The following is a 13,208-nucleotide window of genomic DNA, read 5'->3' as shown; positions in this document are numbered from 1 at the left end:
GGCACATGATCGAGTACATCCGTGACGGCGCGGAAATCTATCGCCAGTCCTTTGCCACCATTCGGGCCGAAGCCGACCTGAGCCGTTTCCCGGCGGATGTCTCGCAAGCTGTAGTGCGCATGATTCATGCAAGCGGCCAGGTCGATCTAGTCGACGACGTCGCCTTCACACCCGGTGTCGTCTCGGCTGCGCGCGCAGCTCTGCGCGACGGCGCGCCGATTTTCTGCGACGCCCAGATGGTGGCTGCCGGCATCACGCGCAAGCGTCTGCCCGCCGGCAACGACGTCATCTGCACCCTCGGCGATCCGCGGGTTCCCGTGCTGGCGTCGACCATCGACAACACTCGCTCGGCGGCTGCTCTCGAACTGTGGGGAGCCAAGCTCGAGGGCGCTGTTGTCGCGATCGGAAACGCACCCACCGCACTGTTCCATCTCCTGAACCTCATCGAAGCCGGAGCGCCCCGTCCGGCCGCCATCGTCGGAGGTCCGGTCGGCTTCATCGGCGCTGCCGAGTCGAAGGAAGCCCTCATCGAACACGCCAGCGGGATCGATCATCTCGTTCTCCGCGGCCGACGCGGCGGCAGCGCGATCACCGCCGCCGTCGTCAATGCGATTGCGAGCGAAGTCGAATGAGTGCAGGCAAGCTCTGGGGTGTCGGTATCGGCCCCGGCGATCCCGAATTGGTGACCGTCAAGGCCGCCCGCGTCATCGGCGAGGCAGATGTGATTGCCTTCCACTCCGCGCGGCACGGCAAGAGCATCTCCCGCGGAGTTGCAGCGCCGTACATGCGCGAAGGACAGATCGAAGAACACCTCGTCTACCCCGTGACCACCGAGACCGTTGATCATCCCGGCGGATACCAGGGCGCGATGGACGAGTTCTACGAAGCAGCTGCCGAACGGCTGGCAGTTCACCTCGCGGCCGGTCGAACCGTCGCGTTGCTCGCCGCCGGCGATCCGCTCTTCTACAGCTCCTACATGCACATGCACAAGAGACTGGCCGATCGCTTCGACGCCGAAGTGATTCCCGGCGTCACCTCCGTCAGCGCGGCATCTGCTGCACTCGGAAAGCCGCTGGTCGAGGGTGAAGAGATCCTCACGATCCTGCCCGGAACGTTGCCGCAGGCCGAGCTGACCAGGCGGCTCAAGGAAACCGACGCCGCGGCCATCCTCAAGCTCGGACGTACCTTCCCACCGGTCCTCCAATCGCTCGAGGATTCCGGTCGCCTCGGCGAGGCCCACTACGTCGAGCGCGCGAGCACCACACGTCAACGCGTCGAATCCGCTGCGGAGGTCGACCCGGACGGAGTTCCGTACTTCTCGATCGCCATCGTTCCGAGCCCGTCGAACAACCCTCGACCTGCGACCGAGTCTCGCGGCGAGGTGGTCGTGGTCGGACTCGGGCCGGGCGACACCGCCTGGACCACACCCGAAGTGGCGCATGAGCTTTCGTTGGCAACCGACCTCGTCGGCTACGGCCCGTACGTCGATCGCGTGCCGACGCGTCCGGGCCAGCGTCGCCATTCCAGCGACAACCGCGTCGAAGCGGAACGCGCCGCGATGGCGTTGGACCTGGCGAAGAACGGCGCCCGTGTAGCTGTCGTCTCCTCGGGTGATCCCGGCGTATTCGCCATGGCTGCAGCAGTTCTCGAAGTTGCCGCCGAAGACCAGTGGCGCGGGGTGCCGGTCCGCATCCTTCCCGGCATGACGGCGGCAAACGCTGTCGCCAGTCGCGTCGGCGCTCCCCTCGGGCACGACTACGCGGTGCTCTCGTTGTCTGATCGCCTCAAGCCGTGGGATGTCGTCGCGCGCCGTATCTCGGCAGTTGCAGCCGCAGACATGGCATTTGCGGTCTACAACCCGGCGTCGAAGTCCCGGACGTGGCAGGTCCAAGCCATGAAGGACCTCGTGCTCGAGCACCGCTCCCCCGAGACTCCCGTCGTCATCGGCCGCGATGTTGCCGGTGCCGAGGAATCAGTTCGCGTCGTGACCCTCGGAGAGCTCGAGCCTTCCGAGATCGACATGCGGACGCTGCTCATCGTCGGTTCGTCGATGACAACCGTCGTCGAAACCGGTTCGGGTCGTCAGGTGTTCACCCCGCGGCGCTACCCGGAGTGAACGCCGCACGGCGATAGCATGGCGTCATGCCCGTCAACCGGACCCGGAAAGCCAGATACGCGCGTAAACGGAAACGCCGGATAGATCTGGTGGAGCACGATCTGTCCGTCGAGCAGTGGTCCGCGCTCAAAGCGGCCTGGGGTGGCTGCGCGTACTGCGGCGAGTCGGACGAGTCGCCGCAACGTGACTGCGTGCTGGCGATCTCCCGCGGTGGGCGCTACACACTCGACAACATCGCACCGGCTTGCCGCTCGTGCAATGCGAGCAAATGCAACAGCGAGGTCACTCTCTGGTTGCGGCGCAAGGGGTATGACGAGAAGGCCTTCCTCCTGCGCCACGCGGAGATAGGTATCGAGATGAGGGCGCAGTTCTCGGAGCAGTCGTGACGACTCCGCACGAGTTGCGCCCGATCCTCGACGAGTTGATGGAGTTCGAACCTCTGTTTCACCGAACTCGAGTAGCGATGTCACGAGACGAGTTCGATGCGGTCGTCGACCCGGAGTTCCGGGAGATCGGAGCCTCGGGTGCGCGATACACCCGCGATTACGTGCAATCGGTAGTCGCGAGCCGGCGACTCCGCGGCGAAGTGAACGACGCCGCCGAACTCGGGTGGACGGTTGACCGGCCAGCGCTGAGCCGGATCGCGCCTGACACGTATCTGGTGACGTACCGGCTGGCGCAGGCGCATCGGGTTACCGAGCGATCATCCATCTGGCGGTTCGCCGAGAATCGATGGAGCGTGTTGTTTCATCAAGGCACAGTCGTCGAAAGTGGTTTGGAAGCGTGAACAGCTCCACCTCCGCCTCGGGAGAGAGAATTGCACGGTGTGGGCACTTACACCTTGCGCACTCCGCTGACCCACGGTGATACTAGATGCAGTATCAATATTGCATGGGGAAGAGAGACAAGCTGCTCGCGCAAATGCGGACCGCGCCGCAGAACGTCACCTACGACGAACTGTTCGCACTCTGCATCGATGTCTTCGGCCAGGCCAGGCAGAACGCCGGGTCTCACGCCAAGTTCCAGACGCCGTGGCCGGGACCACGCATCAACATTCAAAAGGGTTCGGGCGGTAAGGCCAAGCAGTACCAGGTAGGGCAAGTTCTGGCAGCAATCGAACGCATGGAAGGAGAATCGCCGTGATCCCCGCAGTGGAGCACTACACATACCGAGTCGAGTGGTACGAACCCGACGGAGAGTTCCTGGGAACCTGCACGGAGTTCCCTGGCCTGTCGTGGCTCGCGGATACCCAAGCAGCCGCGCTCGACGGCATCCGTACAGCGGTGGCCGAGACGCTCGAGGACATGGCAGAGACAGGTGAGCAGATCCCCGAACCGCTGAGCGAGCGCGGATATTCGGGCAAGTTCCAGGTCCGGATCACCCCGACTTTGCACCGCAAGCTGGCACGCGCCGCCGCCGAAGAAGGGGTTTCCCTCAACGCGTTGATCTCCGAACGTCTCGCGTCCGCGTGATCGACGGGGTACCGAGGGATCGTCGATCTCGCGGTACTCCCAAACACCTGCACGTGTTGTTCCATCAAGGGTGATCGCGGTGCCTGTACTCGGTGCGCTCGTCTGGTTACTGTTCGGTCGACCCCCGCGTGACTCCAGGTCCCGAACCTGATCTACACCGACGGCCCGGCAGTAGTCTGAGTACGGTCCGGTGCTGTCACTCTGCGCCTATCAGGGGAGAACAACGAGATGAGACCACTTCGATACTCGATCAACGTCACACTCGACGGCTGCTGCCATCACGAGGCGGGGCTCCCACCCGACGAGGAGTCGATGCGCTACTGGACCGCTCAGATGGAACGAGCCGATGCCTTGCTGTTCGGCCGGGTGACCTACGAGATGATGGAGTCGGCGTGGCGGAAGCCTGCAACGGGCGCGTGGCCTGACTGGATGGACGAGTGGGAGATCCCGTTCGCCGAGGCAATGGACCGGGCGAAGAAGTACGTCGTGTCGAACACGCTGAGCGGGGTCGATTGGAATGCCGAACTGGTGCTGGACGACTTGGGGCCAGCAGTTCAGCGACTCAAGGAGCAGCCCGGCGAAGGCCTGTGGGTTGGCGGCGTAACACTCCCCCTGGCATTGGCAGACCTGGGACTGATCGACGAGTACGAGTTCCTTGTGCAACCGGTCCTCGCCGGACACGGACCGACGTTGCTCGCCGGTCTGCGCAAGCGCATCCAACTCGAACTCGTCGATCGCCACGAGTTCCAGTCGGGTGTAGTCGCCGTGCGATATCGGCCCACTCAAATACCGCCCCCGGGTCAGGTATCGGACGGGTAGTCGACGCATGGCTGGACATGCGCGGTTGAAAGACATGTCGTCGCCTCAGTTCGGACGCGAGAAGAGTTCCCAGTCTTGTTCGGTGTTCGGTATTGACCGGACACTCGGCACAGCATGAACATTAGCCACCGAAGTCCTCCGGACAACCCTCGACGAGATCGAAGCATCGAACTGGATCACGAACAAGTTCATTCCGCCCGGCGGACCGTAAGGACATATGTCGCCATCGAGCGCCTCAGCAAAAATGGCCAAGCTGGACGGCTACTAGCGAGCGAAGGATCGAAATCGCCACCATCGTGAGCGCCACAAAAATGATCATCTGAAAAGCTTTGGTCAAATTGATGCAGGATACGTTGACGCCACTACTTCGGGTCTTGCTGAGAAACGAAACCTGGTCGAAATCGTATCGGCGTCCGACACAGGCCGGACGCCGATACGTGTTCACGTCAGCTCACAGGAGCGCCACCGCTCCCGCCGAGGTGGCGGGCGAAGAACCGAGCCGAACTGTCTCGCTCGTAGTCGGGCACCGGATAGTGCCTGCCCGAGTAGGCGTGCAGCGTCTTCTCCTTCGAGCCGAAGGCATCGAACAACGCCACCCCTGACGTGCGGTCGTAATCCTTGTCGTCCCAAGGGATCCGGTACTCGACCGGGACCGTGAGCTTTCGCGCTGCCTCGAGGAGGGAGCTGTCCACAAAAACTCCCCCGAAGCTCACGGCAGCGATCCTGGATTCGACCGGGGCCAACATGAGCCCGGTCACGACCCCTAGCGACACGCCGCCGAAGCCGATCGGAGCGTCGGCGTCGACGTCAGGCAGCGTTTGCAGAGCGTCGATGGTCGCCTGCCATTCCGGCACTGCACGCTCCGCCAGCGACCGGTTGTACTCGACGACGATCGGGGCGATCGGCTCGTGAGCCGCCCGGGCCTGGTGGATCGCCTCGACCCAGTGTTCGTCCTGCGCGTTGCGCGGCCGGTCGCCGTGTCCGGGCGCGTCGATCGCGGCGACTGTGAACCCGTGGGAGCTCACACTGTGGAGTGCGCTGGCAACCAGTCCCGGCGCCTTCTTGTGCATGCCGCCGGAGTGCCCGGACAGCAGAAGTGGTGATCCGACGGATCCGGATGGCGGTGACCAGAGCACGCCGGTGATGTCGTCTACAACGAAATGGCGTTCGATGACACCGTTCGACGTTGTCTCGGAGGTGAATTCGATGGTCTGAGAATTGGATTGCATGGTGTTACCTTTCGGGATTGCCTACTCGAGGCGCTCCCGGCGACACCTACGTCGATCGCCGATCCGTGAACACGAGTGGGAGCACCCACATGGTTACAGCGTTCATGGGTCTCACCTCCTGGCGTGTTGTCACGGTCTCGCACAAGCTATCAACCCGAACCGAAGCTCGTCCAATCATTTTCCGGACCACTGATCCGACAGACGGCCCTGCCGGTTCTACGATCGTGTGTAGTAGATTCCAAATGACAACCAACCGGTCGTTATGAGGAGCCTGATGTCGGTCGATCCAGTTCTCGCGCAGTACAGCGACTACGCCTTCGCGTCGTCTTTCGCGATTTACGTTCTCGCCCTGGTTCTTTCCGTCGTCGACTTCTCCAGCGCACCCCTCTCTGCCACAGTGCGACCGGCACTCGCACATGCCGGAAGTGCATCGAATCCTGCATTGCCCGGCCGGATCGCATTGCTGCCGAATCGAACCCGCGCCCATCGTGCGGGTCGCGCTGCCATGTCTCTCATCGTCGTCGCCCTGGTCCTCAACGTCACCGCGCTTGCACTTCGCGGCATCTCGACGCACCGATGGCCTCTCGGAAACCTCTACGAGTACGCGCTTTTCCTCAGCGCTGCATTGGTGGCATGCTGGCTGGTCATTCTGCGGCGGTACCCGATTCGATCGTTGACCATCTTCGTTCTGTCACCCACCGTGGTGCTTCTATTCGTCGCCGCCGCAAGCATGTATGCCGAGGCAGCGCCGGTCGTACCCGCTCTTCGTTCGTACTGGATCGGCGTGCACGTCACGATCATCGTCGCCGCCTCCGGCATCCTTACGTTCGCAAGTGCGGTCAGCGCACTTTTCATGATTGCCGAGGTGGGCCCGCAGTCGAAGAAACGCGCGTTGCGTTGGATTGCGGCACGACTGCCGTCATCCGAATTGCTTGACCGCGTGGCCTACCGAACAACGGTCGTCGGGTTCCCGTTGTTCAGCATCGGGGTGATCTGCGGGGCGATCTGGGCGGAGGCCGCGTGGGGACGTTTCTGGGGCTGGGACCCCAAGGAGACGGTCTCGTTCATCTCCTGGGTTCTCTATGCCGCGTACCTCCATGCGCGCGCTACCGCCGGGTTGAAGAACATGCGTGCGGCATGGATCAATGTTGCTGCGCTCGCCACCATGCTTTTCAACATGTTTGCGATCAACTACGTCGTGTCGGGATTGCATTCGTACGCTGGATTGAATTGACACCTAAAACGGGTCATACCCGCGATCGGGCGACGCTCTCGCGGACGGCACGGATGTAGCGGCGCGTGACAAACGCCTGTACTCGACGTCCGATCGGAGCACCGAGACGCACCCACCACGTTCCGGGCTTGGAGAACGCCACGATCTCGATGCGAACCTCATTGCTGCTCTCGTCGAACTGGACGACAAACAATTCCTCCCCGCATTCGGGGTGGCCCGCGCGGGTTCCGTACGCGAAGCCCTTGCGAGTGGGTTCGTCTACGACATAGACGATCCGAACGGGGATAGTTACCGGACCGAGTCCGAAGGTCGCATCTTGACCCGCCACGGCGGTCGGGGCTGCCGTCCGTACGGCCAGTCCGGCTCCGCGGTGCATTCCCCAATTCGCGACGGTTCGAGCGGCAACCTCGAAATCCTCCCGTCCGGATCCGACCGTCGCGCTCTCGTGAACGTGGTGATAGCCGGCGGGGAGAACGCCTGACGTTGCGCCCACCTCGAGGTACGTCAGCCCGCCCGGGCGGGACGCCATCATTGCTCGCGTCGGTGGCTGAGGATGTTGATCACGTGGCCGTCGGGGTCGGAAGCGAAGAACCTGCGGACCCCCCACGGCTCCTCGGTGACGGGATAGACGATGGTGTCGCCGCGCTGCACCGCGGCCTCGTACGCCGCGTCGAGATCATCCACCTCGACGGAGACGTCCGGTACTACGGGCGCATGAGCGTCGTGTGTCATGACGCTGATCTGCAATGACGGATCCGTCGGCGAAGCCAACGTCACGATCCACCCGTGATCCATGACAACTTCGAGGCCCAGCACTTCGGTGTAGAAGCGCTGCGCGGCCTCGAGCGAACTACTCGACAGATCCGAAACTATCCGCGTGACGGCCATGTCCGCAGGTTACGCCGCCGCCGGAGTCCACCGCGACTTGACGAGGCGCTCGATGTCACCGGAAAGTTCGTCGCTGACGATCCCCGGAAGCAGGATCTGCCACATCTCGTCGACACGATCCGGAAGATCCGAGCGTCGGGTGAGAACGTTCGAAACCAGCTGTACCCCCGTGAATGCCGAGGGCATGAACCTGCCGAACGATTCTGCGCTGACCGATTTTCGGATTTCACCTTCCGCCTGAGCTCTGGCGGTGAGATCGGTGATTGCCGAGATCCATTCGGCGTACGGTTCCACCGGCCCCTCGTACGTGCTCAGTTCCAGCGTGAGGCGAATGCCCGCGCGAACTATCGGCTCGTCGACAATCTGGCGTGCCATTTCGTGCGTGAGCATGATCATCTGTTCCAACGGGTCCTTGCCCGTCGCGGAAATCGCCTGCACCGACTCGATCGAGAGCCGATGCTGTTCGGCAATGATGAATTGCGCGAGCTCGTCCTTCGACGCGAAATGGAAATACAACGCGCCCTTGGTAGTACCGGCCCCCGAGACTATGTCGGCCATGCTGGTGCTGCCGTAACCAGTCTTCTCGAACTGCGCGGCCGCGCCGGCAACGATTTGCTGCCGAGTCAGCTCGGCGCGTGCTTGCTTGACCACTGAATCCCTCTCGTCCTCCAAAGGCCCCCGCCCAGCAAACCCCACGGTTCGCGCCACACTCCAGCTATACCCAAAAACTTCACAATTGCCCCACATTACCAGCGCTCCTTCCATTGCTTCAATTACGAATGCAACAAAGTCGCTGGTCAGACGTCCGATTTAGAGGGAATCTCCTCTCCCCAACGTGCTTTCGTCAACCCGCGCACGGTCCACCAACTCTCCGACGAGGAGCGTCAACTCCATCATCTGGTCGGTGATTTCCTCACGCAACTGCGTTGCATCCGCCTCGGAAATCGCGCCGGACTTGGTATCGAAAGACATCAACAACTCGATATTGGTGCGAAGTGCAGTCAAAGGAGCCAGAAGGTCCTGGCCCGCTTCGGTGATCAGACTTCTCTGGCGTGCCCGCGATTCCGACAACGTCCCGAGCATCCGATTGAAACTGACTGTCAACGACGCCAACTCGTCGTCACCGGTCACCGGGATCGGCGCAAGATCATCCGTTTCGGCGACCCGCCGCGTCGCCGCAGTAAGTCGCGCAATCGGCCGTAATCCTGTGCGTGCCACAGCATCTCCGGCCGCGTAAGCTAGGGCGATTCCGGCCGCCCCGAGTGCCGCCAACACCACTGCCAGTCGCTTGAGTACCGAACGCGTCGGCCCCAGGGATTGCGCGACAACCAAAGTCTGGCCCGCAACCGAGGGCTCGACAAGAATTCGATACGCATCGACGGTCGCGATTGTCTGCGACGAATTGCCGTCTGCGATCGACCTGATGGCGTCTGCGCTCGTGCTGAACGGCGGCAGACCGGGAGTCGCCGTCACCAAGGCGCCGTCGGCAGTGAGAAGCCCCACCGCCTGGATAACCGCTGTATCCGCACCGGCCGTCAATCCCAGAACCGGTGTGACACCGCCGAAATTGACGGTGTCGGTGATCGCGTCACTCGTGCGCTCGAGTTGCCGATCGACGTTGCCTTGCAAATACGCGTTGAACACTATGTACACCGCCGACGCCGACACGATCACCGCGATCGCCACCAGGCCTGCAGTCAGCAATTTCACGCGAGCATGGAGCGTCCGCACGTGAATTCCCGATGGTTTTCGACGGCTCATTCCGGGAACCGACACTCTCATGCGCGGTCCCGCAGTGCGGCGTCGAAAAATCCCAACATCCCTCCAGTATGGTCACGGAACCTTAGACGAACCTGAAGCGAACGCGATGTCGGCCTCACAGCGCCGTTCCACGACCGAAAGCCGTGAGCCAGTCCATCGCCTCGGCTTCGGTATCGAATGCCGGGACGGTCGCCGGGATCGGTGGTCGTTCGACGACGATCACCGGGATCGACAATTGCCTGGCTGCGGCGATCTTTGCGTAAGTCTGCTCGCCGCCACTGTTCTTGGTGATCACGACGTCGATGCTGTGAGTTCGCATCAGATCGACTTCCGCTTCGATGTCGAATGGACCACGTGCGAGCAGCAATTGCGCGTGAGGCGGCAATGTCCCCGAAGGCGGATCGATCGAGCGGACGAGAAACGAGACGCTCTTCACGCGGTCGAACGCCGAAACTCCTTGCCTCCCGATCGTCAGAAAAGCGCGTGAGCCGACCGTCGGCACCAACTCTGCGGCGTGATCGAGATCGTGTGCCGGAAGCCAAGTGTCACCGGGTTGCTCGCGCCAGGGCGGGCGTCGGTACATGGCGTACGGCACGGAATTCGCAAGGCACGCTTCGAACGCATTCTGGGTGATGCGAGCGGCAAACGGATGCGTGGCGTCGAGCACTGCACGAATATCATTGGCCGACAACCACTCCGACAGCCCTTCGGCTCCCCCGAACCCGCCGATACGCACTTCCCCCTCCGGCCATCGAGGATCACGAACCCGGCCGGCCAGCGATGTGACAACCTCGAGGTCGGCTGAACCGGCCAAGCGAGAAGCGATCACTCGACCTTCGCCTGTGCCGCCGAGCAGGAGCACGCGGCGACGAGTACCTGTCGAGGTCAGTGTGTGCTTCTCTCGCGCGCTGCCGAGTAGAGATAGCTGTCCGGAAACCCCTCCGCAGTCAACACTCGACCGACGATCACGACGGCCGTCTTCGTGATGCCGGCCGCATGAACAAGTTCGACGATCGTCTTCAAAGTGCTTCGAACAACGATCTCCTCGGGCCGTGAGGCGAAGGCGACCACCGCGACCGGGCAGTCCTCGCCGTAATTGTCGGCCAACTCGGATGCGATCTGTTCGATGCGATGAGCGCCGAGGTGAATCACCATCGTCGCGCCGCTGCGGCCGAGGGACCGCAGATCCTCGCCCTCCGGCATTGCCGTCGACAAGGTGGAGACTCGGGTGAGAACAATGGTCTGCGAGACGCCTGGGACAGTCAGCTCGCGCCCCAGCGCGGCTGCTGCCGCGGTAAATGCAGGAACACCGGGAATCATGTCGAAATCGACTCCTGCGGCGTCCAGGCGACGAGCTTGCTCTGCCACTGCACTGAAGATCGACGGATCACCGGAATGCAAACGCGCGACGTCCAGCCCAGCGGAATCCGCTTCGACAAGAATCGCGGTGATCTCGTCCAGGCTCAGCCGAGCAGTGTCCACGACCTGAGCTCCGACCGGGCACCACTCGAGCAACTCCGCTGGAACAAGGCTGCCTGCGTACAAGCACACAGGGCTCGCAGCGATGATCCGTTGCGCGCGGACAGTGATCAAATCTGCCGCACCGGGACCCGCACCGATGAAATGAACGGTCATTGTGTGGATTCCTCCGGCGTATCTGTGTCTGCGCCTGCAGACGGCTGACGTTTTGTGACGGACCATTGGACCACCGGAAGTTGCGGTCGCCAAACGTTGAACGTTCCCAACGGCTCGGCGCGCTGCACCTGAAAGCGTCGAAGCGTCCCACCATGGCGACTCATCCAGCCGAGCAGCAACGATTCGGACTCGGCGGTCACGGCGTTCGCGACCAGACGACCACCCACGCTCAACTGCTCCCAGCACGCTTCGAGCATTCCCGGTTGCGTGACGCCGCCGCCGACGAACACCGCATCGGGACGTCGGACTTCGTCCGCAAACGCCTCCGGCGCGGCCCCTTTCACGTTCAACGCGGGCACGCCGAGTTTGAGCGCGTTGGCACAGATCTGCGACACGCGGCTCGCCGCCTTCTCGAATGTTGTTGCAGTGCAACGTGGGTGAGTTCGCATCCACTCGATGGCGACGGTTCCCGACCCTCCGCCCACGTCCCAGAGGTGTTCTCCCGGCGCCGGGGCAAGCGCGCACAACGTCAACGCACGGATCTCCTGCTTGGTCATCTGACCGTCGCCGACAAAAGCAGCATCCGGTAGCCCCGGGATTCGAGTCAGCCGTAAGAGATGATCGGCCGCGATGCACTCGACGGCCAGAATGTTCAACGCGTCCACGTCCTCGTCCGCGTGATCCCACTCGTCTGCGACCGTGACGGTCCGCGATTCCCCGGCCCCGCCCAGCTGGGCCAGCACGGTCACGATCGATCGACCGAAGCCCGCGCCGGACAACAGACGTGCCACCTCCCCCGGTGTCGAGCGCCCGTTGCTCAACACCAGCAGTCGCGCACCGTCAGTCACGGAAGCCAATACTGTCGCCGAGTCTCGGTTTACCAGGCTTACGACGTCGACCTCGGCCGATGCCCATCCCATTCGCGCGCTCGCCAACGCCACCGACGACGGGTGGGAGATCACTCGCACGTTGTCCGCGCCGAGCAGCCTGACTAATGTGACACCGAGACCGTGGAACATCGGGTCACCGCTGGCGAGCACGCATACTCTGCGGTCCGCGTTCTCGGCGAACATCGACGGCAACGCCGGAATCATCGGAGACGGCCAGGTCAGTCTGGTGGGCGCACGCCGTGCCCCGAGATGTGTCGCCGGGACCAAGTCCAATTGGCGCGGCGACCCCATCAGGACCTCCGCGCCCAGGATTGCGCCCTTTGCGCTCTCGGACAGCCCATCCCAGCCGTCGGCGCCGATGCCGACGATCACCACCGGGTGTGTGGTCATCGCGGCATCCGTCGCCAGATCGTCTGAGGCAGAAGCCGCATGACGAAGAACACCGGCTGCAGAATTCGCGGTACCCACACACGCGTCGCCCCGGAGTTCAGTCCCCGCACGACGGCGTCCGCGACCTGCGACGGAGTGCTCGACATCGGGGCAGGCGACATTCCCTCGGTCATCTTGCCGATGACGAACCCGGGCCGTACCAGCATCAACTGCACGCCCGAACCATGCAGCGCGTCGCCCAGACCGCTGGCAAAACCCTCCAAGCCGGCCTTTGCGCTCCCGTAGACGTAGTTGGCGCGGCGAACCCGAACGCCGGCGACGGACGAGAACACCACGATCTTTCCGGTTCTCTGTCGGCGCATGATCTCCGCGAGGTGCGTGAGGATGCTGATCTGAGCCACGTAGTCGGTGTGCACCACCGCGACCGCATGCGCCGCGTCGGTTTCGGCACGCGCCTGATCGCCGAGAATTCCGAAGGCCAGCACTGCAACCGAAATCCGACCGTGCTCGGCGACGACGGCGCCCAGGAGCTCTCCGTGAGTGTCCACGGCGTCGGCGTCGAACTCGACGGTGGAGACGTCGACAGCGCCGGCGTTTTTGAGCATCTGCTCCTGCTCCGACAGCTTTCCGCTGCGTCTGGCAGCCAGAACGATGTTGCGGCCCGGCGCGAGCCTGACCGCGATCTCGAGGCCGATCTCACTTCGTCCGCCGAGGAGCAGTACCGTCTCGATGTCATTCACGTTCGCACCCGCAGTCACCGCTCCAGTGTCCTGG

The 13,208-nt window shown here is 63.1% G+C and carries 17 protein-coding genes; 8 read left to right on the top strand and 9 right to left on the bottom strand.

All coding sequences use genetic code 11. The features are described 5' to 3' along the window. Positions 1-5: 5 nt before the first annotated feature. The 7 genes from ACYP01_RS21880 (at position 6) to ACYP01_RS21850 (ending at position 4,407) form a co-directional block, all read left to right on the top strand. Positions 6-632 carry a precorrin-8X methylmutase gene (locus tag ACYP01_RS21880; RefSeq protein WP_007729839.1) on the top strand — a complete coding sequence of 209 codons (627 nt, stop codon included), beginning with the start codon at positions 6-8 and terminating at the stop codon, positions 630-632. After that, complete coding sequence (cobJ, locus tag ACYP01_RS21875; protein WP_459682401.1) at positions 629-2,116, top strand: precorrin-3B C(17)-methyltransferase; 1,488 nt, start codon at positions 629-631, stop codon at positions 2,114-2,116. The genes ACYP01_RS21880 and cobJ overlap by 4 nt, the downstream gene beginning before the upstream one ends. Positions 2,117-2,142: 26 nt before the next feature. After that, positions 2,143-2,502 carry an HNH endonuclease gene (locus ACYP01_RS21870; RefSeq protein ID WP_459682398.1) on the top strand — a complete coding sequence of 120 codons (360 nt, stop codon included), beginning with the start codon at positions 2,143-2,145 and terminating at the stop codon, positions 2,500-2,502. Continuing rightward, on the top strand, positions 2,499-2,903 hold the full coding sequence (locus ACYP01_RS21865; protein WP_021344303.1) for a nuclear transport factor 2 family protein: 405 nt from the start codon (positions 2,499-2,501) through the stop codon (positions 2,901-2,903). Before ACYP01_RS21870 ends, ACYP01_RS21865 begins: the two co-directional genes overlap by 4 nt. Positions 2,904-3,007: 104 nt before the next feature. Next, a complete protein-coding gene (locus ACYP01_RS21860; RefSeq protein ID WP_021344304.1) occupies positions 3,008-3,259 on the top strand; it encodes a hypothetical protein in 252 nt (83 codons plus the stop codon). After that, positions 3,256-3,588 carry a type II toxin-antitoxin system HicB family antitoxin gene (locus tag ACYP01_RS21855; protein ID WP_322742449.1) on the top strand — a complete coding sequence of 111 codons (333 nt, stop codon included), beginning with the start codon at positions 3,256-3,258 and terminating at the stop codon, positions 3,586-3,588. Before ACYP01_RS21860 ends, ACYP01_RS21855 begins: the two co-directional genes overlap by 4 nt. Positions 3,589-3,816: 228 nt before the next feature. After that, positions 3,817-4,407 (top strand): dihydrofolate reductase family protein, encoded by a 591-nt coding sequence (locus tag ACYP01_RS21850; RefSeq protein ID WP_459682393.1) that lies wholly within the window; start codon positions 3,817-3,819, stop codon positions 4,405-4,407. A gap of 446 nt (positions 4,408-4,853) precedes the next feature. Here the strand turns inward: ACYP01_RS21850 and ACYP01_RS21845 are convergent, their stop codons facing one another. Continuing rightward, positions 4,854-5,636 carry an alpha/beta hydrolase family protein gene (locus ACYP01_RS21845; protein ID WP_459682390.1) on the bottom strand — a complete coding sequence of 261 codons (783 nt, stop codon included), beginning with the start codon at positions 5,634-5,636 and terminating at the stop codon, positions 4,854-4,856. A 274-nt stretch (positions 5,637-5,910) separates the two neighbouring features. Between ACYP01_RS21845 and ccsB the strand changes: the two genes are divergently transcribed. After that, positions 5,911-6,870, top strand: a complete 960-nt coding sequence (gene ccsB, locus ACYP01_RS21840) for a c-type cytochrome biogenesis protein CcsB (RefSeq protein ID WP_208690591.1) — start codon at positions 5,911-5,913, stop codon at positions 6,868-6,870. Between the two features lie 13 nt (positions 6,871-6,883). Here ccsB and ACYP01_RS21835 read toward each other — a convergent pair whose 3' ends face one another. From ACYP01_RS21835 to ACYP01_RS21800, 8 genes are all read right to left on the bottom strand, one after another. Beyond that, positions 6,884-7,399: a DUF1990 family protein gene (locus ACYP01_RS21835; protein ID WP_003945015.1), complete on the bottom strand. Its 516-nt coding sequence runs from the start codon at positions 7,397-7,399 to the stop codon at positions 6,884-6,886. Further along, a complete protein-coding gene (locus tag ACYP01_RS21830; RefSeq protein ID WP_047270531.1) occupies positions 7,399-7,758 on the bottom strand; it encodes a VOC family protein in 360 nt (119 codons plus the stop codon). Before ACYP01_RS21830 ends, ACYP01_RS21835 begins: the two co-directional genes overlap by 1 nt. Before the next feature lie 9 nt (positions 7,759-7,767). Beyond that, on the bottom strand, positions 7,768-8,409 hold the full coding sequence (locus ACYP01_RS21825; RefSeq protein WP_019748499.1) for a ScbR family autoregulator-binding transcription factor: 642 nt from the start codon (positions 8,407-8,409) through the stop codon (positions 7,768-7,770). Positions 8,410-8,568: 159 nt separating this feature from the next. Next, positions 8,569-9,468: a HAMP domain-containing protein gene (locus tag ACYP01_RS21820; RefSeq protein ID WP_225320034.1), complete on the bottom strand. Its 900-nt coding sequence runs from the start codon at positions 9,466-9,468 to the stop codon at positions 8,569-8,571. A 166-nt stretch (positions 9,469-9,634) separates the two neighbouring features. Next, positions 9,635-10,381, bottom strand: a complete 747-nt coding sequence (locus ACYP01_RS21815) for a cobalt-precorrin-6A reductase (protein WP_459682384.1) — start codon at positions 10,379-10,381, stop codon at positions 9,635-9,637. Positions 10,382-10,404: 23 nt separating this feature from the next. Then, entirely contained in the window at positions 10,405-11,154 is a 750-nt protein-coding gene (cobM, locus tag ACYP01_RS21810; RefSeq protein ID WP_459682381.1) for a precorrin-4 C(11)-methyltransferase, read from the bottom strand. Further along, a complete protein-coding gene (gene cbiE / locus ACYP01_RS21805) occupies positions 11,151-12,434 on the bottom strand; it encodes a precorrin-6y C5,15-methyltransferase (decarboxylating) subunit CbiE (protein ID WP_459682378.1) in 1,284 nt (427 codons plus the stop codon). The genes cobM and cbiE overlap by 4 nt, the downstream gene beginning before the upstream one ends. Continuing rightward, positions 12,431-13,192: an SDR family NAD(P)-dependent oxidoreductase gene (locus tag ACYP01_RS21800; protein ID WP_459682375.1), complete on the bottom strand. Its 762-nt coding sequence runs from the start codon at positions 13,190-13,192 to the stop codon at positions 12,431-12,433. Before ACYP01_RS21800 ends, cbiE begins: the two co-directional genes overlap by 4 nt. Positions 13,193-13,208: the final 16 nt, after the last annotated feature.

The sequence above is a fragment of the Rhodococcus sp. no. 34 genome, from assembly GCF_054589475.1.
Note: the sequence above shows the minus strand (reverse complement) of the source record. Positions and strands in the feature narration are given on the sequence as shown.